The sequence below is a fragment of the Cupriavidus gilardii genome (genome assembly GCF_017598945.1).
Classification (GTDB): domain Bacteria; phylum Pseudomonadota; class Gammaproteobacteria; order Burkholderiales; family Burkholderiaceae; genus Cupriavidus; species Cupriavidus gilardii_E.
This window is the reverse complement of sequence record NZ_JAGFTW010000056.1, coordinates 114175-134124: the sequence shown is the minus strand read 5'-3', so window position 1 is coordinate 134124 and position 19950 is coordinate 114175. Positions and strand designations below refer to the sequence as shown.

The 19950-nt window shown below is 65.3% G+C and carries 18 protein-coding genes; 12 read left to right on the top strand and 6 right to left on the bottom strand.

Annotation, left to right across the window (positions count from 1 at the left end; translation table 11 throughout):
* Window positions 1-790 precede the first annotated feature (790 nt).
* The 8 genes from J5T34_RS20720 (at window position 791) to J5T34_RS20685 (ending at window position 10138) form a co-directional block, all read left to right on the top strand.
* On the top strand, window positions 791-3511 hold the full coding sequence (locus J5T34_RS20720; RefSeq protein ID WP_208582571.1) for a DUF6351 family protein: 2721 nt from the start codon (window positions 791-793) through the stop codon (window positions 3509-3511).
* A gap of 83 nt (window positions 3512-3594) precedes the next feature.
* On the top strand, window positions 3595-4137 hold the full coding sequence (locus J5T34_RS20715; RefSeq protein WP_208582569.1) for a helix-turn-helix domain-containing protein: 543 nt from the start codon (window positions 3595-3597) through the stop codon (window positions 4135-4137).
* Between the two features lie 66 nt (window positions 4138-4203).
* Window positions 4204-5289: a substrate-binding domain-containing protein gene (locus J5T34_RS20710; protein WP_244259110.1), complete on the top strand. Its 1086-nt coding sequence runs from the start codon at window positions 4204-4206 to the stop codon at window positions 5287-5289.
* Between the two features lie 73 nt (window positions 5290-5362).
* Window positions 5363-6385, top strand: a complete 1023-nt coding sequence (locus tag J5T34_RS20705; protein ID WP_208582567.1) for an ABC transporter substrate-binding protein — start codon at window positions 5363-5365, stop codon at window positions 6383-6385.
* 56 nt (window positions 6386-6441) lie between these two features.
* Window positions 6442-7275, top strand: coding sequence for an ABC transporter permease (locus J5T34_RS20700; protein WP_208582565.1), 834 nt, complete (start codon window positions 6442-6444; stop codon window positions 7273-7275).
* A gap of 10 nt (window positions 7276-7285) precedes the next feature.
* Window positions 7286-8236 (top strand): ABC transporter permease, encoded by a 951-nt coding sequence (locus J5T34_RS20695; RefSeq protein ID WP_244259109.1) that lies wholly within the window; start codon window positions 7286-7288, stop codon window positions 8234-8236.
* On the top strand, window positions 8229-9296 hold the full coding sequence (locus J5T34_RS20690) for an ABC transporter ATP-binding protein (RefSeq protein WP_208582563.1): 1068 nt from the start codon (window positions 8229-8231) through the stop codon (window positions 9294-9296). The genes J5T34_RS20695 and J5T34_RS20690 overlap by 8 nt, the downstream gene beginning before the upstream one ends.
* Window positions 9296-10138, top strand: a complete 843-nt coding sequence (locus tag J5T34_RS20685; protein ID WP_208582561.1) for a phosphodiesterase — start codon at window positions 9296-9298, stop codon at window positions 10136-10138. The genes J5T34_RS20690 and J5T34_RS20685 overlap by 1 nt, the downstream gene beginning before the upstream one ends.
* A gap of 33 nt (window positions 10139-10171) precedes the next feature.
* Here the strand turns inward: J5T34_RS20685 and J5T34_RS20680 are convergent, their stop codons facing one another.
* Window positions 10172-11305, bottom strand: a complete 1134-nt coding sequence (locus tag J5T34_RS20680) for a citrate synthase (RefSeq protein WP_208582559.1) — start codon at window positions 11303-11305, stop codon at window positions 10172-10174.
* A gap of 136 nt (window positions 11306-11441) precedes the next feature.
* Between J5T34_RS20680 and J5T34_RS20675 the strand changes: the two genes are divergently transcribed.
* From J5T34_RS20675 to J5T34_RS20665, 3 genes are all read left to right on the top strand, one after another.
* The gene (locus J5T34_RS20675; protein WP_208582557.1) at window positions 11442-12395 is read left to right on the top strand and encodes a 2-hydroxyacid dehydrogenase; all 954 of its coding nucleotides are present in this window, start codon (window positions 11442-11444) and stop codon (window positions 12393-12395) included.
* A 62-nt stretch (window positions 12396-12457) separates the two neighbouring features.
* Window positions 12458-13216: an SDR family oxidoreductase gene (locus J5T34_RS20670; RefSeq protein WP_208582555.1), complete on the top strand. Its 759-nt coding sequence runs from the start codon at window positions 12458-12460 to the stop codon at window positions 13214-13216.
* Between the two features lie 141 nt (window positions 13217-13357).
* Complete coding sequence (locus tag J5T34_RS20665; protein ID WP_208582553.1) at window positions 13358-14335, top strand: Bug family tripartite tricarboxylate transporter substrate binding protein; 978 nt, start codon at window positions 13358-13360, stop codon at window positions 14333-14335.
* Between the two features lie 78 nt (window positions 14336-14413).
* On the opposite strand, the gene J5T34_RS20660 is transcribed toward J5T34_RS20665, so the two are convergent.
* From J5T34_RS20660 to J5T34_RS20645, 4 genes are all read right to left on the bottom strand, one after another.
* The gene (locus tag J5T34_RS20660) at window positions 14414-15217 is read right to left on the bottom strand and encodes a metallophosphoesterase family protein (protein WP_208582546.1); all 804 of its coding nucleotides are present in this window, start codon (window positions 15215-15217) and stop codon (window positions 14414-14416) included.
* Window positions 15214-16194 carry a diacylglycerol/lipid kinase family protein gene (locus J5T34_RS20655; RefSeq protein WP_208582617.1) on the bottom strand — a complete coding sequence of 327 codons (981 nt, stop codon included), beginning with the start codon at window positions 16192-16194 and terminating at the stop codon, window positions 15214-15216. Before J5T34_RS20655 ends, J5T34_RS20660 begins: the two co-directional genes overlap by 4 nt.
* A 53-nt stretch (window positions 16195-16247) precedes the next feature.
* Window positions 16248-16739, bottom strand: a complete 492-nt coding sequence (locus tag J5T34_RS20650; RefSeq protein ID WP_208582544.1) for a VOC family protein — start codon at window positions 16737-16739, stop codon at window positions 16248-16250.
* Between the two features lie 176 nt (window positions 16740-16915).
* Window positions 16916-17575: a glutathione S-transferase gene (locus J5T34_RS20645; RefSeq protein WP_208582542.1), complete on the bottom strand. Its 660-nt coding sequence runs from the start codon at window positions 17573-17575 to the stop codon at window positions 16916-16918.
* 197 nt (window positions 17576-17772) lie between these two features.
* On the opposite strand from J5T34_RS20645, the gene J5T34_RS20640 reads away from it, so the two are divergent.
* The gene (locus tag J5T34_RS20640) at window positions 17773-18360 is read left to right on the top strand and encodes a TetR/AcrR family transcriptional regulator (protein ID WP_208582540.1); all 588 of its coding nucleotides are present in this window, start codon (window positions 17773-17775) and stop codon (window positions 18358-18360) included.
* 133 nt (window positions 18361-18493) lie between these two features.
* Here the strand turns inward: J5T34_RS20640 and J5T34_RS20635 are convergent, their stop codons facing one another.
* Window positions 18494-19831 (bottom strand): sensor histidine kinase, encoded by a 1338-nt coding sequence (locus J5T34_RS20635; protein WP_208582538.1) that lies wholly within the window; start codon window positions 19829-19831, stop codon window positions 18494-18496.
* Window positions 19832-19950 lie beyond the last annotated feature (119 nt).

The window sequence follows — 19950 nt, the reverse complement described above, 5'->3', positions numbered from 1 at the left end:
CACACGGCGCTCCCGGCATAGTCGCCGGCTGTGCCGTCATCGAAACTGCCAGCCTCCGAAAGGTAAGCGCCTAGGGGCGGGTAACAAATTTATGCAAAAACGGGTAACAAATTTATGCAAATTAACGGGCTTCCCATCACGGGCATGGATGTCGACATCCGACTTAACATAAGAAGTATTATCGGCGAAAACCAAAGGTGACGTATGAGGCTCATCGACGTGCGCCGGGGCCTCGGCGGCATCCCGAGCCGGTCAGCACGTCCGCATGCCGCAAATATCGCGGTGGCGTTCTTTCTGGGACCGGGTATGTATGTCGTATTTCGAGAGCGCTGATCGAGAGAAATTCGGAGCCGCTTTCGCCAGCGATCGAGGGTTGAGGCGCATCGGCATTTGGGATCATTAGGAGAAATCAACCCGACCAGCGTTTCGCCAGCGTCCAATATTATCTCGCCAAAATACATTATCTCCCCGACTTAATGGAGCAGCCGAAAGTGCAAATGTCTCGGCCGTGATCCCTGCTGGCGTCTCTCCCCGCGATGCAAGACCCCGCACACAGTCCCGTGCCGCCCTCAAAACGCCATTTAGCGGCGCAGACGTGACATTACTCCGTTGCATGGAATATATGTCGATTCTAAATACAGGCAACGGTTCGGGTGTTCCCGCATTGAGAACTTCCCCATGGCTTCTAGACTGAGGCAGCTGATAAAAACGATGTTTAATCGATATTCCGTGCAGCGGAATATTTTGGACCATCGGCGTCGGCTTTCATATAAAACATTAGGAGACAACCATGGATTGGCAAAGCGCCCTGCGGAGAGCGGGCAATCGATCCGACCGGCGGCAAGGCCGGCGCGGAACCCTGACGGCCGTGCCATGGGCTGTCCTCGCGTTGACGCCGCTGGTGCTTGCCGTTTCCGGATGTGGAGGGGACGACCGTAACGAACCGGCGAAACCGGCGGTCACGGTGAAGAGCCTGTCTTCGCCCGAGGGCATGGTCAGTGGCAACGACACGCTGATCGAGCTGACCCAGGCCGATGGCGGCAATATTTCCGACGCGAAGGTCAGGTTGAACGGCGTCGATGTCACCGCCAGTTTCAAGCGCGATGCCGCGAGAAAATCGATGCTGGGCCTGGTGTCGGGGCTGACGCAGGGCGAGAACAAGATCGAAGTGGTCGAGCCCGGCGCCGATGCCAAAGTGCGCGGATCGTTGACGCTGACCGCATACCCGATACAAGGGCCGATCCTCTACGCGCCCCAGGAAGGCAGCTTCCACTGCCAGACCGACGCGTTCGCCGTCTATCCGGGTGGCCCCACGCTCACCGCCGGGCCGAATACCGATCCCGATTGCGCTGCCCCGACCCGGGTCGACTGGGTCTATCACGATGCGACGAAGTCCGGCACCGCGGTCTGGCAGCCGTACGACCCGGCGAATCCGCCTGCCAATGTCGAGACAACTACCCTGCTCGACGGCCGAACGGTGCCCTACATTGTTCGGCTGGAGACCGGCGTCATCAATCGCGGCATCTACCAGATCGCGGTGCTGGGCGATCCGGTGAAGAACCCGAATCCCACCCCGTTGAATCCGCCCAGCAATTTCAACGGGCGACTGGTCTACCCGTTCGGACAGAGCTGTGGCGGCGGCTGGTATGTACAGGGGCGTTCGATGGGCCCGGTCGGAGGGTCGAACAACTCTGCGAACGGCGCTGCCGGCGACTTCAATGCCTTGAATGACTTGCCGCTCAGCAAGGGTTTCGCGGTCGCCAATTCCACGCTGAATTATTTCGGCCAGAACTGCAATCACATCATCTCGGCCGAAACAATGATGATGGTCAAGGAGCGGTTCATCAAGGCCAACGGGCCTGTTCTTTACACGATGGGCTGGGGTTCCTCGGGATCGGCCATGCAGCAGAGCATGATTGCCGATACCTATCCTGGACTGCTCGATGGCATCGTCATGCTGGCCGGCTTTCCGGATAACGGCGGCCCGCAAAGCATGGAGGGCCGTCTGTTCTACAACTTCCAGCTCAATCACACGAAAGGCGGGACGACACAGAACGGCACCTACTCCCCTGTTCCCAACAGTCCGTACGATCCGACTTACGACAATGCGACGGCCGCCAAACGGGCCGCGGATCCGACGCTGCTGAACTGGACCAACTCGGAGATTGCCGCCGCCTCCGGCTATGGCACCTATCACAGCGTTCGTCAGCAAGCCAGCTTCTGGGCCGCGCGGACGGACTCGGTTCTGCGGCCGGCCAACCAGGGCGATCGCGATAACGTGATGGGCGGCCCCGGCAACAGCTCCGTGTTCAATGCCGTGATCGGCAACGCCGAGAAGTACAGCCCCGCCAACGTGGTGAGCAGCGCGCCGATGGGCGTCCTGCCCGCGCCGCCCGTCAGTTTGCTGCCGGCCAACCCCACCGGGCTGCGACCCAACGTGAACGATCACAACAAGAACATTCTTGGCGTGGATCCTTCCACCGGATTCGCGCGTTCGTTCACGGGAAATGTTGGCATTCAGTACGGACTCAATGCGCTGAACACCGGCCTGATCACGATGGCGCAGTTCATCGACCTCAATCGCAAGATCGGTGGTCAGGATATTGACGGCAATCTGCGCACGGATCGTATGCGCGCCGACTCGGAGGCACTGAAGCGGGCCTACCAGACGGGCATGATCATGTACGGCGGGGCCGGGCTTCGCAGTACCGCCATCCTGAATCTCGATGGCCTGAACAATGAGTTCACGGGCGCCGGGGATATGCATCTGAAGTTCTTCCACTTCATCGTCCGCGCTCGCCTCGCGGCGGCGACCGGCCAGTTCGCCAACCATGTCATGTGGACCGGAACGGCCAATGTCGGCAGCTTCGCCCACGATCCGAATGCACACCACACGATGCCCGTTCAGGCGCCCCGCCCCGCTCACACGGGGCGGTCGCTGCCAGCCATGCAGAAGGCGTTTTTCGGCATGGACCGATGGCTGACGGCGGTGGTCAATGACCGCGCCGCGGATTCGCGCGCGGCAAAGGTCGTGCGGAACAAGCCGGCGGACATCGTCGATGGCTGTTTCGGCGCCACCACGGCCGGTGCGGCGGACGACTTTATCGCGGAGCCGCAGCGATTCGGCGGATTCAGCACTGTGTTCCGCAAGGGCAACGGCAGCAATTCGCCGGAAGGCGTCGTCGAAGTCAGCGACACACCGTCGCGATGCAATTCGATGTTCCCGGCCTCCTCGTATCCTCGCTTCGAGGCCGGGGAGCCGATCCATGCCCGAACCATGCAATGTCAGCTCAAGCCGGTGACGGTCAGCGACTATGCCGGCTACGCAGAGCGCAATCCGTCGTGGACAGGTTCGCAGCGAGAGGCGGATCTTGCGGCGCTGCGCGACGTGTTCCCTGGCGGGGTCTGTGACTACACCAAGCCAGGGGAGCAAGAACAGCCGCTGGCAGGCACATGGATCCGGATCACGCCGGACAACGGGATGGTGATTGGACATCCCCTCGCACCGTAACGTTGGGAGGTGCGACGGCGCCCAACCGCGCCGCCGCACCGACGACATCGTCGCCCGGAGCGCTGCCTCGGCTGGGGGAAAGGATGGGCCGCAGACGAATCGATCCATCGGCCGACACGGATGCCGCCGCGGACCCGCGCTTTGTCACCGCGCTGGCCCGTGGGCTTGAGCTTCTGCGCTGCTTCCGGCCGACGGATCGCTGGCTGGCTCACCAGGAACTGGCTCGTCGAACCGGGCTGCCGTCCGCCACGGTCTCGCGCCTGACGTTCACCCTGGCGGCGGCCGGCTACCTGAGACATCGCCAAGGCACGGGGGAGTACGCTCTGGCGCCGGGTGTCCTGTCGTTGGGCTTCAGCATGCTGACCAACTTCGACATCGGCCGTTTCGCTCGCCCGCACATGGAAGCGCTTGCGGAACACACGCCCTGCCGACCGTTCCGTCGCTTTCCCTCGCTTTCCCTCGCGTTTCGTTCTTCGGGCGCCGCCTGTCATCCCCCTGTCATTTGCGCCTCGCACAATCGCCGCCAATCCGGCTTTGCACACCGGTCGCCATCGCGCCGCCGCGCTTTCGGTAGCGCGCTGCACCACGGGCTGTCCTTGACACCCGTTTTTTTGCGGCTTGAATGAAAACGTTTTCATTTTTCGCTGCGTCGTCGTCCCGCACTGTCCAGACCTGCCCTGATATCTGCTCCGATGAACCGCAAAGCCGCCCCGCTGCACGCCGAGATCGCGCCATCGAATGGCGCGACGCTGATGATGGTCGCGAAGGCGGCAAGCGTGTCGCTGGCGACCGCGTCGCGCGTGTTCAGCAGTCCGGAACTGGTCCGGCAGGACACGGCCGAGCGGGTGTTGCGCGCCGCGGGGGAGCTGGGGTTTCGCCCGAATCTGCTCGGCGCGAAGCTGCGGGCGCAGCGTACGCGCATCGTCGGCGTCATGCTGCCGACGCTGGAAAACGCCGTGTTCGCGGAGTGCTGGCGCGGCATCGAGGAGGCGGCGCTGGTGCAAGGCTATTCGCTGATGCTGGTGACCAGCCGCTACGACGCGGCGCGCGAACGCGAGCGCATCGAATATCTGCTGCGTCACCGCGTCGACGGCATGGTGCTGACCGTTGCCGATGCGGCGCGCAGCGCGCTGCTGGACCAGCTCGATGCCGAAGGCGTGCCCTACGTGCTGGCCTATAACCAGGCGAGCAGCCGCGGCAAACGCTATTCGGTATCGGTGGACAACCGCGCCAGCGCGCGCGCCGGCGTGGAGACGCTGATCGCGGCCGGCCATCGGCGCATTGCCGTGGTCTCGGGCGCCTTCGTCGCGTCGGATCGCGCCCGCCAGCGGCACGCGGGCTATCAGGACGCGATGCGCTCGCATGGCCTCCCCGCCCTGCCCCCGCTGTCGCTGCCGGCCCATACCCCGACCCACACGCCGGCGGAGATCGAACACGTACGGCGCGTCGTCACGGCGCCGCGCGGGCCCACGGCGCTGTTCTGCACCAACGACATGCTGGCGATCGGCGTGATCTCGATTCTCAAGCGGCTGGGCCTGTCGGTGCCGCGCGATATCTCGGTGCTCGGCTACGACGGCATCGCGCTTGGCGGCCTGCTGGAGCCGCCGCTGAGCACGGTCGTGCAGCCCAACAGCGAGATCGGCGCCCGCGCGCTGGCATGCCTGCTCGCACGGCTCGATGCCGGCAGCGCCTCTGGTACCCAGCGCCCGGGTCCGGCGCGCGCCACGCTGCTGCCCCACGTGATTCGCGCCGGCGCGACCGTAGCGCCGCCGGCATAGCGCCGTCGCCATCGCATCGGCCCGCTGCCCACATCGTCTTCCACCACCGTCGTACCAAAACAAGGAGTTCACCATGCAATCGACTTCGTCCTGGCTGCGCCGCCTGCGCTGGCTGCTGCCCACGGTTGGCGCGGTCGTGTTCAGCCACGCGGCGGCCGCACAGACCGCGATCTGCTACAACTGCCCGCCCGAATGGGCCGACTGGGCGGCACAGATCCGCGCGATCAAGGAAAAGACCGGCGTCACGGTGCCGCACGACAACAAGAACTCGGGCCAGTCGCTGGCGCAGATCGTTGCGGAAAAGGCCAGTCCGGTGGCCGACGTGGTGTACTACGGCGTGACCTTCGGCATCCAGGCGCAGAAGGAAGGCGTCACGGCCCCCTACAAGCCGGCCAACTGGAACGAGATCCCCGACGGCCTGAAGGATCCGCAGGGCCACTGGTTCGCGATCCATTCGGGCACGCTGGGCCTGATGGTCAATGTCGACGCGCTGCGCGGCAAGCCGGTGCCGCAGTCGTGGGCCGATCTGCAAAAGCCCGAGTACAAGGGCATGATCGGCTATCTCGATCCGGCCAGCGCCTTTGTCGGCTATGTCGGCGCGGTGGCGATCAACCAGGCGCTCGGCGGTTCGCTCGACAACTTCGGCCCGGCGCTGAAGTTCTTCAAGGACCTGCAGAAGAACCAGCCGATCGTGCCGAAGCAGACCGCCTATGCGCGCGTGCTGTCCGGTGAAATTCCGATCCTGCTCGACTACGACTTCAACGCCTATCGCGCCCGCTACAAGGACCGCGCCAACGTCGCCTTCGTGATTCCGAAGGAAGGCTCGGTGGTGGTGCCTTACGTGATGAGCATGGTCAACAAGGCGCCGCATCCGGCGGAAGCCCGCAAGGTGCTTGACTTCGTGTTGTCCGATGCCGGCCAGGCGCTGTGGGCGAATGCCTATCTGCGGCCGGTCCGCGCCAAGGCGGTGTCCAAGGACGTGGAAGCGCGCTTCCTGCCGGCCGCCGACTATGCACGTGCCAGGACCGTCGACTACGGCAAGATGGCCGAGGTGCAGAAGGCCTTCAGCGACCAGTATCTGAAGGAAGTTCGCTGATACGAAATGGGCCGGTTCGCCGCCGGCCCGCCTCTTCCAGCTGGAGACCCCGCACCATGAGCCGCCGCAGCACTGCCCCAAGCGCCCGCGCACTGATCGTCTTTGCGCTGCCTGCGCTGATCGTCTTCCTGGCCTTCTTCTGCCTGCCGATGGCCAAGCTGCTGGCGGTCAGTGTGGCCGGCGACGAAGGCGCGGGAGTGTACTGGACGGTGCTGTCCAGTCCGCGCTATCTGCACAGCCTGCTGTCGACGGTACTGCTGTCGGCCTCGGTGACCCTGGCCACGCTGGCGATCGCCGGTGTGGCGGGGACCTTCCTGCAGCGCCATGCCGTGCCGGGCAAATCGATACTGGTCGCCATGCTGACCTTTCCGCTGGCGTTTCCCGGTGTGGTGATCGGCTTCATGGTGATCATGCTGGGCGGGCGCAACGGCCTGCTGGCCTCGATCGGCGATGTACTCGCCGGGGAGCGCTGGACTTTTGCCTATGGCATGACGGGATTGTTCGTCGGCTATCTGTACTTCTCGATTCCGCGCGTGATTCTGACCGTGATGGCCGCGGTGGAAAAGCTCGACACCTCGCTGGAGGAAGCGGCCCGCTCGCTGGGCGCCAGCCGATGGCGCGTGGTGCGCGACGTCATGCTGCCGGCGTTGATGCCGGCCATGATCTCGAGCGGCGCGATCTGCTTTGCCACCAGCATGGGCGCGTTCGGCACGGCGTTCACGCTGGCCACGCAGCTCGACGTGCTGCCGCTGACGATCTACAACGAGTTCACCAACTACGCCAACTTCGGCATGGCTGCGGCGCTGTCCATTCTGCTCGGCGCCGTGACATGGGCGCTGCTGGCGTTGGCCCGCCATCTGTCCGGCAACGCGGTGGCGGCCACCGCCTAGGAGCGCAAGCATGAAGACCAACCGACGAGGCGCCGCCTACTGGGCGCAACTGGCCCTGACGCTCGCTGTCTGCGCGTTCATGACGGTGCCGGTGGCGCTGTCCGTGCTGGCCGGCCTCACCAACAACATCTTCGTCGGCCTGCAGAGCGGACTGACCACGCGCTGGGTCGAGGAAGTGTGGGGGCTGTACCGCAATACCATCTTCCTGTCGCTATGGATTGCGCTGGCATGCCTGGCCTGCACCCTGGTGCTCGGCGTTCCGGCCGCCTATTACATGGCGCTGCGCCGCAGCCGCTGGACGCGCGTCATCGAGGAACTGCTGATGCTGCCGGTGGCGATCCCCGGACTGGCGACTGCGCTTGGCCTGATCCTGCTGTATGGCAGCCTGTCCTGGCTGCGCACCAGCTGGGTGTTCATCCTGATCGGCCATGTGCTGTTCACCCTGCCGTTCATGGTGCGCTCCGTGCTGGCCATCATGTCGGCGATCGATATCCGCACGCTGGAAGACGCCGCCGCCAGCCTGGGCGCCACCCGCATGCAACGCTTCTTCACGGTGGTGCTGCCCAATTGCCGGCAGGGCATCCTGGCCGGCGCGTTGATGGTCGTCACGCTGTCGGTGGGCGAATTCAACCTGACGTGGATGCTCCATACACCGACCACGCAGACGCTGCCGGTGGGGTTGGCCGACAGCTATGCCTCGATGCGGCTGGAGATCGGCTCCGCCTACACCATCGTGTTTTTTCTGATGATCATTCCGCTTCTGGTGGTGATGCAGATGGTGTCCGCACTGGGCGCCCGCGCCCAACGGCATCCGGTGCCGGACACGCCGGTACCGCTTGCCGGGGCCTTCACCGCATCGCCCAGCGCGGCGGTTGGCGCCGACATCGCGCCACAGCCACAGCCACAGCCGCAACCCCAGCCACAGACCCAGACCCAGACCGAGACCCCCCGCCATGCATGAGCCCACCCCCATCGCGCTGCGCCACTGCGGCAAGACGTTTTCGGACGGCACGCGCGCGCTCGAACCGCTGGACCTGGATATCGGCGCCGGCGAAACGGTCGTGCTGCTCGGCCCGTCCGGCTGCGGCAAGACCACCACGCTGCGCATGATTGCCGGCCTGGAATTTCCCGATGACGGCGGCGAGGTGCTGTTCGGCGGTACCACGGTCACGCACTTGCCGATCGAGCAGCGGGGCGTCGGCATGGTGTTCCAGAACTATGCGCTGTTCCCCAACATGACGGTGGCCGAGAACATCGGCTATGGCCTGCGCGTGCGCAAGGTCGATGCGCCGACCCGCCAGCGCCGCGTGGACGACATGCTGGCGATGATGCAGCTCGGTGCCTTCGCCAACCGGCGCGTCGATCAGCTATCCGGCGGCCAGCGCCAGCGCGTGGCATTGGCGCGCGCCATCGCGGTGCAGCCGCGCGTGCTGCTGCTGGACGAACCGCTGACGGCGCTCGATGCGAAGCTGCGCGACGCGCTGCGCGCCGACATCAACCGACTGCTGCGCGGCCTGCGCATTACCACGGTCTATGTCACGCATGACCAGGCGGAGGCGATGGCGCTGGGCGATCGCATCATCGTGATGGACAAGGGGCGCATCGCGCAAAGCGGAACGCCACAGGATATTTACCGGCATCCGGCCAATGCGTTCGTCGCCGACTTCATCGGCACGATGAACCGCCTGCCGGCAGACGCGGATCGGGAGGTGTGGCGCGTGCCCGGCGGCGCGCTGCCGCGTCAGTCCGAACACATCGAGGTGTCGCGGGCCGAGCTGATGTTCCGGCCCGAGGACGTGTCGCTGACCGAGGCACCGAATGCGTCCGACGTCCATGTCACCGGCAGCGTCGTCACCGCACTGTTCCTCGGCCATGCAACCCGCCTGCTGGTCGATGTGGGCGCGCCCGCGCCGATCGTGCTCGATACCGTGCGGCGCGATCGCTGGGTGGCCGGCGACCGTGTCGGGCTGCGCATCGACACCAGCCATCTGCTGACGGTCCCGGCCGGGAGCGCTGCCTGATGCCGAATCCATATCTCGTCGCCCAGCTGACCGACCTGCATATCAAGGCCGGCGGCAAACTCTCCTACCGGCGTGTCGATACCGCCGAGGCGCTGCGCCGTTGCATCGACACGCTGCTTGCGCTGCCGCAGCGTCCCGACATCGTGGTGGTGACCGGCGATCTGGTCGACTTCGGCAGCGAGGAGGAATATCGCTTCCTGCGCGGCATTCTGGACGCCTTGCCCATACCGGTGCGGCTGCTGCCCGGCAATCACGACAGCCGGGGTGCGCTGCGCCGCGTGTTTGCCGATCACGGCTATCTGTTCGACGCGGGCGATGGCGACGCGCCGATCCACTACCGTATCGACGCGGGGCCGCTGACGTTGGTCGCCTTCGACTGCACCGTTCCCGGCCAGAGCGGTGGACGCGTGGATCCCGATGCGGTGCCCTGGCTGGAGGCCGCGTTGGCCGCGGCGCCCGAACGCCCCACCCTGCTGATGCTGCACCACCCGCCCTTCCACACCGGCATCGGCCATATGGACCGGCAGGGCCTGCAGAATGCCGAGCTGCTGGAGGCCGTGGTGCGGCGCCATCCGCAGGTGGAGCGCGTGCTGTGCGGCCATCTGCATCGGCATATCACCCGGCGCTTCGGCGGCACCATCGCGATCACCGCGCCCGGCCCGGCGCATCAGGTTGCGCTGGACCTGGACCCGCAGGCGCCGTCGCGGTTTCGGATGGAACCGCCGGGCTATCTGCTGCACTGGTGGCATCCTGCCCATGGCCTGGTCACGCATGCCGCAGCGATCGGCGACCATGGGCCGGCGTATCCCTTCTTCGATGCGAACGGCAAGCTGATCGACTGAACGCTGGCGCGGCGCGCAGGCAGGGAGCGTGCTTCAACGGGGGCCGGCAGCGGCCGGCATCACCCCAACATAGCGCCCGCGCGGACGGATCACCTGCCCCACCCCCAACTGTTCGAGGCTGTGCGCCAGCAGGCCGATGCTGCGCGCCGTGGCGAACATCGCGAACGCAGCGTCCTCAGGGAGCCCGCAATGGGCCACCAACGCGGCAAGCGCGACGTCGAGATTCGGCTGCAGTCCGGTCAGGCCGGAGGCCTTGTCGATCAGGCGCGCAATCGTCTTCGGCGGCACGAACATCGCAAGCAGCGCGCCTGCACGCGGATCGCCTTCGGGATAGAGATGGTGCCCGAACCCGGGCAACGGCATGCCGGTGGACAGGTAATGCGCGATCACCTGATCCTCGCCTAGCCGATCGGCTTCGTTGAACAGCGCCCGTACGCGGCCGGAGGCGTCGCCGTGCAAAGGGCCTGACAAGGTCGTGAGCCCGGCGAGCAGACAGGCCGGCAAGGACGCACCGGTGGAAGCCGCGATGCGCGCGGCAAAGGCGCTGCTTGTCAGCTCGTGGTCGACCAGCAGCACCATCGCGGTGCGCAGCAGCTCCCCCGCCTTCGACGGTTGCTTCCAGCCGTGCGCAAAGCGCAGGTGCAGCGGCTGTTGTCCCGGTTGCGCGCCGAATGCGTTGGCCAGGTTGCCGACGAGGCTCTGCGCTTCGAGATGCAACACGTGGGTCATTCGGCCGTGGGTCGAATGGCCGGTGGCGGCAAGCGTCGCCAGCGTCCTGAACGCCGCGACGCGCCCCGGCTTGCCTGCGCGCGCCGTCGACGAGAAGTCCACCGGCTGTTCGGCATCCCACAACAGTTGCGCCACTTCTTCGACCGTTGCCGTGGCGGCCAACGCGACCGCGTCCTGTCCGCGGTAGTACAGCCGCTCGCGCACGAAGGTCGAAATCGCGGTCGGAATGCTGGGTTCGGCGCCGAACAGCGTGTTCGTCGCGAGCGTCTCGTGCTTGCGGCCCGCCTGCTTGCGCCTGGTCAGCGCGGCGATGTCTTCGGCGCGATAGAGACTGCGCCGCGTGTCCGCCGGGTCGGACATCACCTCGACCTTGCCGCGGCTGACGTAGGCATAGATTGTCTGCGGCCGCACGCCAAGACGGCTGCACGCTTCGTTCATCGATATCCAGGTTCCCATGGTGACTGTTCGGGTGACTTTATGTTGATTTTATATATCAATATTGCATAGCGAATCAACACTTTATACGATGCAAGCGCCTGTGCAACGGCCTGTGCAATCGGTCCCTCGGAAAACCATGAAGCCCAACATTCTGCAGCTCAACCCCATCCTGATTCCCGCCGCCAACGAGGAGCTCGCGGCGCGCTACGAGGTCCACAAGTTCTTCGAGATCGCGGACCCGGCCGCATGGCTGCGCGAACATGGATCGTCCATCGAGGCGGTGATTACCGGCGGCCATACGGGTATTTCCCGAGCGATGCTGGAGCAATTGCCGGCGCTGAAAGTCGTGGCGATCAACGGTGTGGGAACCGATGCCGTCGACCTCGCCTATTGCCGCAGCCGCGGCCTGCCGGTCACCGCCACGCTCGGTGCGCTGACCGAAGACGTCGCCGATCTGGCGATCGGTCTGCTGATCGCTTCGTGCCGGAATATCTGCGCGGGCGATCGCTTCGTGCGCGACGGCCAGTGGGAATTGCATCCGCAGCCCAGTGCCATTCCGCTGGCGCGTCGCTTCAGCGGCATGCGGGTCGGCATCGTCGGCATGGGCCGTGTCGGCCGCGCGGTGGCGGTTCGCGCGGCGGCGTTCGGCTGCCCGATCCGCTACATCGACCTCGCGCCGATGAGCGACCTGCCCTACGAATTCGTGCCGAATCTGGTCGACCTGGCGCGCGTCAGCGATGCGCTGGTGCTGTGCGCGGCGGCGGACAAGGCCGAAGGCATCGTCGATGCGGCGGTGCTGGATGCCCTCGGCCCGCGCGGCTTTCTGGTCAACGTCGCGCGCGGGCGGCTGGTCAACGAGCCCGATCTCGAGGCAGCCATTGCCAATGGCAGCATCGCGGGCGCGGGACTGGACGTCTTCGTCGACGAGCCGCGTGTGCCTCTGACGCTGAGACAGTCCGACCGCACGACGCTTCAGGCTCACCGCGCCAGCGCGACCTGGGAAACCCGCGCGGCGATGGCCCGCATGGTCCTCGACAGCGTGGCGCAGGCGCTGGCGGGCAAGCGGCCTGCGATGAGTCTGACCACCTGACCGTGCGGTCATCCGCCGCTCGACACTTCCCCTCTCACAACGACACGCTGGAGGAGACCCACTTGAACCCCATATCGAAAATCGCGCTTGTCACCGGAGCCGGCAGCGGCGTCGGCCGCCTCACCGCGCTCGCCCTGCTCGAGGACGGCTGGACGGTCGTGCTGGCCGGGCGTCGCGCGGAACCCTTGCAGGCGCTGGCGGCCGAAGCCGCGGCACGCGACCGGCACGCCGTCGCGATCCGCGCCGACGTGACCGATCCCGACAGCGTGCAGGCGCTGTTCGACGCGATCGAGCGCGAGTTCGGGCGGCTGGATCTGCTGTTCAACAACGCCGGCATCAATGCGCCGGCGGTGCCGATGGACGAACTGCCGCTGCAAGCCTGGTTCAACGTCATCAATACCAACCTCAATGGCGCCTACCTGTGTGCACGGGCGGCGTTTGGCCTGATGCGCCGCCAGTCGCCGCAGGGCGGCCGCATCATCAACAACGGCTCCATTTCGGCCCACACGCCGCGTCCTTTTACCGCGCCCTACACCGCCAGCAAGCACGCCATCACCGGGCTGACCAAGGCGCTGGCGCTCGATGGCCGCGCCTTCCGCATCGCCGCGGGCCAGATCGACATCGGCAATGCATTGACGGAGCTCTCCGAACGGATGACTCGTGGCGTACTGCAGGCGAACGGCACCGTCGCGTCCGAACCGATGATGGAGGCGCGCCATGTGGCCGACGCTGTCCGCCACATGGCATCGCTGCCGCTGGACACCAACGTGCTGAACATGACCGTGATGGCGACCAACATGCCGTTCGTGGGGCGCGGCTGACGGCGCTATCGCCCCGGGCCTTGCCGGGACGCTGCCCAGGGTCGACGCCAGTCGGTTCGAAGCCCGGAAGCCCGGAAGCCCGGAAGCCCGGAAGCCCGGAAGACCAAAAGACCAGAAGACAGAAAACCGAAGGAGACAACGATGCGATTCACCACGCTGCTCAACGCCACCCTTGCCGTCCCCGCTGCCCTGCTGCTCGGCACGGGACTGGCCGCTGCACAGAGCTACCCTGCCCGGCCGGTCACGATCATCGTCCCCGCGCCAGCCGGCGGCGGCATCGATCTGATCGCCCGTGTTGTCGGCGAGAAGCTGTCGGTCAAGCTCGGGCAGCCGTTCATCGTCGAAAACCGCCCCGGCGCATCCAACAACCTGGGCACCGCGGTGCTGGCGAATGCCAGGCCCGACGGCTATACGATCGGCATCGTCGGCGGCAGCCACAACATCAACAAATACCTGTTCAAGAATCTCGGTTGGGATCCGGAAAAGAGTTTCGAGCCGATCGTCTATACGCATGAGATTCCGCTGGTGTTCGCGATCTACCCGAAGCTGCCTGTCAAGACGCTGCCCGAGTTGGTCAGCTGGATGAAGAGCCATCCGGACGAGGCCAAGGTGGCAACCTCGGGCCGCGGCAGCGCGCAGGAGATGGCAGCAGAAATGTTCCGCATGGTCACCGGAGCGCCCATGATGCTGGTTCCCTACAAGGGGTCGTCCGCCGCGCATCCCGACTTGATCGCCGGCCGCACCGCGCTCTACATCGATACGGTGAGCGCGATCAAGGAGCAGGCCGCGTCGGGCAATGTGCGCGCCGTCGCCGTATCGTCAAAGACGCGCTCCAAGGCCCTGCCCCAGGTGCCAACCGCGCAGGAGCAAGGGCTCAATGGCTATGACGCGAACACCAACGGGGGTTTTCTGGCGCCGGCCGGCACGCCGAAGGAGATCCTCGTCAAGCTGAACACCGAGATCAACGCCATCCTGAAGCAGCCGGAGGTGCGAGCCAAGCTGGAGGCGGCCGGGATCGAGGTTCAGGGCGGCACGCCGCAGCAGTATGCGGCGCTGATCAAGGCCGACCTCGCCAAGTGGGGAAAGGTCGTCAAGGAGGCCGGAATTCAGGCGGAGTGACGATCGGGATCGGCGGCGGCCGAGCCCCTGCTCCAACCGCGCGCCCGATTCCTTCGCCACCTTGCCGACGCCGGCTCGCTATCGGCTCAGTTCGAGCACCGCGTTGTCCACGACGGCGAAAGCCTTGCCGCCTGCGTCGTAATCCCAGCGCTGAACGCGACAGCTGACCTGCCCGTCTTCGGCATGGTGTTCGATGACATTGACGGAATTCGGAATGGATCCGCGCACCCGGTGCGAGACCGCGGTGCCGGCCTGCACCGCCCAGGCGCGACGCGCCGAGCGGGTCGGCAGCGGCGCGACATACGGAAGGTGGATATGCCCGCCCAGCACAATGTCCATGCCGGCATCGACCCACGCCGGGACAGCCGATTCACGCCCGATCAACAGATTCCGCGTATCCGACTCGACGACCGCGCGCACCGGTTGATGCACCACGACGATACGCAGCTGGTGCGGATGGGCCTGGCGCAGCTGCGCACAGACGCGATCGATCTGCTCGCGCGAGACTTCCCCGTTCTTGTGTCGCGACGGTCTGGTGGTGTTCACGCCGATGGCAAGGACACGGTCATTGCTGAAGACCGGCTCGAGCGCCATACCGATCGCGCGACGGTAGCCGCCATACGGATTCAAGATCCGAGCCGCGACATTGAACAGCGGAATATCGTGATTGCCCGGTATCGCCAGCGTCGGCAGCCCAAGCCTGGAGAGAAACGCGCGGGCCGCGGCAAATTGGCCCCGTCTTGCTCGCTGGGTAATATCGCCCGAGAGAACGACGACATCCGGCACCAGGCTGCGCGCCAACTCCAGCACGGCATCGACGACCGGCGCTACCTCGGTACCAAAATGCGTATCGGACAGGTGCAAGACGCGGCTTACTCTCATGAACGGTCCAACCGGCTCTTGTCTCGTGGAATCAGCAGTTGCAGACGCTTCGGCGAGACAGCAAAGTGCAGAGGCGTGCGGGCCCAGTGAATCTCGCCATCCATCGCCACCTTGATGCGCCGGCGTCCGCGTACGCGCACCGTCAGCGTTTCGAAGCTGAAGCTGATGACCCGGGAGGTATCGCCCAGCCGGCCGATCGCTCCCATCAACAGCAAACCATACAGCGCGAGCGTGCCGACCGGCTTGGCCAGCATTGCCACCAAGCGGTTGTCTTCGAGATGGGCGACTTCGGGTATGCCGATCTGCTCCAGCTGCAAGCTGTTATTGCCCACCACGAGCGTCGGTGTACGGAGTACCTGCTGTTGGCCGTGGGACAGCAGCTCGAGCGTCAGCTGCGCCGGTGCGCGAGCCAGCGTGACGAGCGCCGACAGCAGCGCCACCCAGCGCCGCCGGCCGAGCATCTTTTTGTAGACCTCGCGGTCTTCCAGCAGCTGCGGGTACAGCCCAAGACTGGCATTGACCAGAAATGGCCGCCCATCCAGCAGACCCACTTGCACCGGTTCGATGCGGGCATCGAGCAAACTTGCCACGGCCTCTTCGGTTTCGCGCGAGATGCCGTAGGTCCGGCCAAAGTAATTGAAGGTGCCGCGGGGCAAGATGCCAAAGGGCAGCCCCGTCGGCAAGACGGCGGCGGCAACGGCGTTCAAGGTACCGTCGCCGCCCGCTGCCACCACGACGCCGTTGGCCTGCCTTGCGCGTTCGACGGCCATCTCGGCGATCTGCGGCAATTGTCTGGGCCGCTCCACCGTGAAGATGGTATAGGCGCGCCCGGCCTCGCTCAGCCGTGCCTCGATCTTGCTGCGGGTCTCGGCCGCGTTGTCATTGCCGGAGCCGCCGTTGAATACGATGAAGAGCGGTTCGTTACCGGACAGGACGGCGACGGATTCGGCGTGCGGGGCAGCGGCTGGGATCGGCATGGTGACAACATCTGGACCGGCGGTGTTGACGCCGGCGGGCGGCACCGTCGACATCAAGCGTTGTGCCCGCCGCGCCGTGCCGCCTCGATCGCCGCGATGTCGATCTTCTTCATGGACATCATCGCGTCGAATACACGCTTGGCCGCCGCGCGGTCAGGTCCGGTTACCGCGTCAGTCAGGGCGCGCGGGCTGATCTGCCATGACACTCCCCATCGGTCCCGGCACCAGCCGCATTCGACTTCCTGTCCGCCATTGCCGACGATCGCGTTCCACAAGCGGTCGGTTTCGGCCTGGTCGTCCGTGGAAACCAGAAACGAGAATGCCTCGTTGTGTTCGACATTCGGGCCGCCGTTCAGGCCGAGGCAAGGAATGCCGATGACGGTGAACTCGACCATCAGGACGTCGCCCTGCTTGCCTGTCGGATAGTCGCCCGGTGCGTGATGGATGGCGCCGACCGCGCTGTCGGGAAAGGTTTCCGCATAGAAGGTCGCGGCCTCGAGCGCGTCCTTGTCGTACCACAAACAGATCGTGTTCTTGCTCAGCATGTCGTGTCTCCTGGAGCGTTGGAATCTGCCATTCAATGCCGTGCATACAACGCCAGCCGTCCACATTGCAGAACCGGATCGATCGGATGAAACGGATGCCGTTGTCGGGCTCCGCCACTGTCGCACACTCTCGCGGCAGGTGCGAGCCCAGCCCTCCGCGACCATGGAGCCGGCATTCAAGCCGACACGGTGGACAGGGCGGCGAACGCCGGCTGGTTTTTTACGCTCTGGCGCTGCAGCATTCTTGCGTACCAGGCCTGCAGAGCCCCGCACTCGCCAGGCACCGGCAGCTTGACGATCGCGGCAAAGATCAAACCGCCGATCACCGCGATATCGGCCATCGAGAAGGTCTCGCCGGCAACAAAGGGCCGTTGCTTCAACACCGAGTCGAAGTAATGCATGCCCAGCAGTGCTTTGTCGCGCTGGCGCAAGCCCCATTCCGCGTTTTGATAGCTTTCGACATTCGGTCCCAGACCGGGCGTGCCGTGATGGAAATAGAGACTGATGGCGTCAAGCAGTTCCAATTCGGCGCGCTTGTTCATCATGTGGATCACGCCCTTTTCCCGCGGTGTCCTGCCCGTCAGGATGGGATCGCCATCGAGCGCGTCCAGGTATTCGGTGATGGCGGTGCATTCGGCAATGCAGGTACCGTCGTCGAGTTCGAGCACCGGCAGCGTGCCCGAGTAGTTCTTGCCGGCAATGAATTCGGGCGTTTTGTGCTCGCCCTTGTATAGGTCGACCATCACGAATTCGACGCGCGATTGAAGGCTTTTTTCGGCCAGGGCGATTCGGACCCGCGTCGGATACGGCCCTGTCGGGAAGTCGTAGACCTTCATGGAGGGCATGTGAGCCGCGTTGGGGTTGCCGATATGGGGAGGCACTATTCCATTCTCCACGGTGGATTGCACGTGCGATCGGAGGGTCGAACAACATCCGAGCATCTATCTACCTAACGATCGTTAGGTTAACCATAGAGGGTATAATCCGAGGCGTCAAGACGCACTCCGTGGATTCCGTGGATCGAGGCCGAGCCATGACAAAAGACCAGAGCGCAAGCCAGATGCCCGGCTCCAGGGAGCGAATCCTGGCGGCCGCCACCGGCATTGCGCAGGCGCACGGCTACAGCGGCCTGAATTTCCGCGATCTGGCGGCAGCGGTCGGCATCAAGGCCGCCAGCATTTACCACCACTTCGATAGCAAGGCGGATCTTGGCGCGGCGGTAGCGAGGCGTTATTGGCAGGACACAGCGGCCGCTCTGGATGCCTTGCTAGCCGATTCGCGGGATCCGCTTCAATGCCTGCATCGCTATCCCGAGCTGTTTCGCAAGGCGCTCGAGCGCGGCAATCGCATTTGTCTGTGCAGCTTCATGGCCGCCGAATCGGACGATCTTCCCGAGGTGGTGAAGACGGAAGTCAAAGCCTTTGCCGACGTCAATATCGCGTGGCTGAGCAAGGTTCTTGTCGAAGCCGGCGTGGTGACTTCCGAAGAAAGCGAATGGCGAGCGCGTGCGATCTACGCGGCCATCGCGGGCGCTCAGCTGATTGCCAGAAGCCGCGCCGATATCTCGGTCTATGACGCGTTGATCGAGAGCTATCGAAACGCTGGACTTCTGCCGGCATAGCGCGGCGACCTCGTCCGCGTGCCATGTTGGTGTGCCTGCCTTATCGCCCATCCGTTCCGTGAAAGGCTGGCAACACGGTATCGGCCGGTGCCTTCCGGTACGAACGCGCGCAGGTGATAGCGGCCCCGCATCGTCATGCCGCAGACCGGGTCCGCAGCGGCAATACCACCCTCGCTACGAGCCCGGTTCGGCCATCCGCTCGCCCCTTCAGATCGATGCGACCGCCTAGGTTGCCCGCAATCGTCTGCACGATGGCAAGTCCCAGGCCACTGCCCTCTTCGTCGGTCGCGCCGCCGCGATAGAAGCGCTCGAACACGCGCGTTCGGGCGGCCTCGGGAATGCCCGGGCCGGTGTCGGCCACTTCGATCACGACATCGCCGCCGTCGCGGCGCACGCTCAGGTCTACCCGCCCTCCCCGGCCCCCATAGCGGATGGCATTGTCCACCAGGTTCTTGATCAGCATGCGCAGATCCGTCTCGGTTGCGGCGAGCTGCACGTTGTCGAGCCGCTCCACACCCAGGTCGACGCCTCGATCGACGGCGAGCGGCAGCAAGTCGGTCACGACATCGGTAACGACATCGGCCACCGCCACATTGTCCGGAGCACGGGGCGTGCCGATTTCCGCGCGCGCCAGTTCGAGCAAGCGGGTGATCAGGGCCCCGGTGCGCCGAATGCCGCGGCGCAGCTCTTCCAGCTGCTCGTCGACATTGTCGCGCGGCGCATGGACCAGATTCTCGACCTGCAATTGGAGGGCGGTCAGCGGCGAACGCAACTCATGCGCGGCGTTCGCGATAAAGGTGCGCTCGGTATGGATCAACCCGGACAGCCGGACCATCATCCGGTTGACCGATTCGAGAAAGGGACGCAGTTCCTCCGGCGCGGTGCTGGTATCCACCGGCTCCAGATGATTGAGGTCGGCCTGGGCCACACGCTCGCCAATGACGCTCAATGGCCGCAGCGCCTCCCTGACGCCGACCCGGATCGCCCACACCAGCACCGGCAACAGCACGATGACGGGAATTGCGGCCCATGTCGCCACCCGCCACGCATTGGCCTGGCGAACCGATCGCTGCTGCGCGATCTGCACGTAGGCATCGCCGGCCTGCAGCGCAAACACGTCCCAAACGGCGCCGTGCGCCTCCACGTCGGAAAAGCCGGGTTGAGCCCGTGGAAGCATGACCCAGGGCGCGTTGGTGTGTCCCGGGCGGACGCCGTCTTCGGGCCCCCAGGTCTGCACCAGCACAGGCGGAGGCGCCGGCGCAGCCTTGCCGCGGGACGGCGCCGGCATGACGGGCGGCGCCGGGCGAATGGCGGCAGCAGCCTGCCGCAAGTCCTCGTTGAACTCGCTGGCCAGTTGATGGACGACGATCCAGGCGCCGAACGCGCCAAGAAAGCCCACCAGCAGCGCGAGACCGCCCAGAGAAAGGCTCAATCGGCGGTGCAACGATCCGACTGCAGCTGGCTTGGCCATGTCCGACTCCGATCGCGTTGATGCCTGAAGTGTGGGCGATCGGCGCTTGCGCGCCAATCCGGGCGCGCGAGCATCCGGCCCACGCCGGGTTGAGCATGCGAGCCCAGCATGGCACGATA

What these genes read in the sequence shown, in the direction of transcription:
- J5T34_RS20720 (WP_208582571.1), top strand. Translation starts at nt 791, where the DNA reads ATGGATTGGCAAAGCGCCCTGCGGAGAGCGGGCAATCGATCCGACCGG.
- J5T34_RS20715 (WP_208582569.1), top strand. Translation starts at nt 3,595, where the DNA reads ATGGGCCGCAGACGAATCGATCCATCGGCCGACACGGATGCCGCCGCG.
- J5T34_RS20710 (WP_244259110.1), top strand. Translation starts at nt 4,204, where the DNA reads ATGAACCGCAAAGCCGCCCCGCTGCACGCCGAGATCGCGCCATCGAAT.
- J5T34_RS20705 (WP_208582567.1), top strand. Translation starts at nt 5,363, where the DNA reads ATGCAATCGACTTCGTCCTGGCTGCGCCGCCTGCGCTGGCTGCTGCCC.
- J5T34_RS20700 (WP_208582565.1), top strand. Translation starts at nt 6,442, where the DNA reads ATGAGCCGCCGCAGCACTGCCCCAAGCGCCCGCGCACTGATCGTCTTT.
- J5T34_RS20695 (WP_244259109.1), top strand. Translation starts at nt 7,286, where the DNA reads ATGAAGACCAACCGACGAGGCGCCGCCTACTGGGCGCAACTGGCCCTG.
- J5T34_RS20690 (WP_208582563.1), top strand. Translation starts at nt 8,229, where the DNA reads ATGCATGAGCCCACCCCCATCGCGCTGCGCCACTGCGGCAAGACGTTT.
- J5T34_RS20685 (WP_208582561.1), top strand. Translation starts at nt 9,296, where the DNA reads ATGCCGAATCCATATCTCGTCGCCCAGCTGACCGACCTGCATATCAAG.
- J5T34_RS20680 (WP_208582559.1), bottom strand. Translation starts at nt 11,305, where the DNA reads ATGAACGAAGCGTGCAGCCGTCTTGGCGTGCGGCCGCAGACAATCTAT.
- J5T34_RS20675 (WP_208582557.1), top strand. Translation starts at nt 11,442, where the DNA reads ATGAAGCCCAACATTCTGCAGCTCAACCCCATCCTGATTCCCGCCGCC.
- J5T34_RS20665 (WP_208582553.1), top strand. Translation starts at nt 13,358, where the DNA reads ATGCGATTCACCACGCTGCTCAACGCCACCCTTGCCGTCCCCGCTGCC.
- J5T34_RS20660 (WP_208582546.1), bottom strand. Translation starts at nt 15,217, where the DNA reads ATGAGAGTAAGCCGCGTCTTGCACCTGTCCGATACGCATTTTGGTACC.
- J5T34_RS20655 (WP_208582617.1), bottom strand. Translation starts at nt 16,194, where the DNA reads ATGCCGATCCCAGCCGCTGCCCCGCACGCCGAATCCGTCGCCGTCCTG.
- J5T34_RS20650 (WP_208582544.1), bottom strand. Translation starts at nt 16,739, where the DNA reads ATGCTGAGCAAGAACACGATCTGTTTGTGGTACGACAAGGACGCGCTC.
- J5T34_RS20645 (WP_208582542.1), bottom strand. Translation starts at nt 17,575, where the DNA reads ATGAAGGTCTACGACTTCCCGACAGGGCCGTATCCGACGCGGGTCCGA.
- J5T34_RS20640 (WP_208582540.1), top strand. Translation starts at nt 17,773, where the DNA reads ATGACAAAAGACCAGAGCGCAAGCCAGATGCCCGGCTCCAGGGAGCGA.
- J5T34_RS20635 (WP_208582538.1), bottom strand. Translation starts at nt 19,831, where the DNA reads ATGGCCAAGCCAGCTGCAGTCGGATCGTTGCACCGCCGATTGAGCCTT.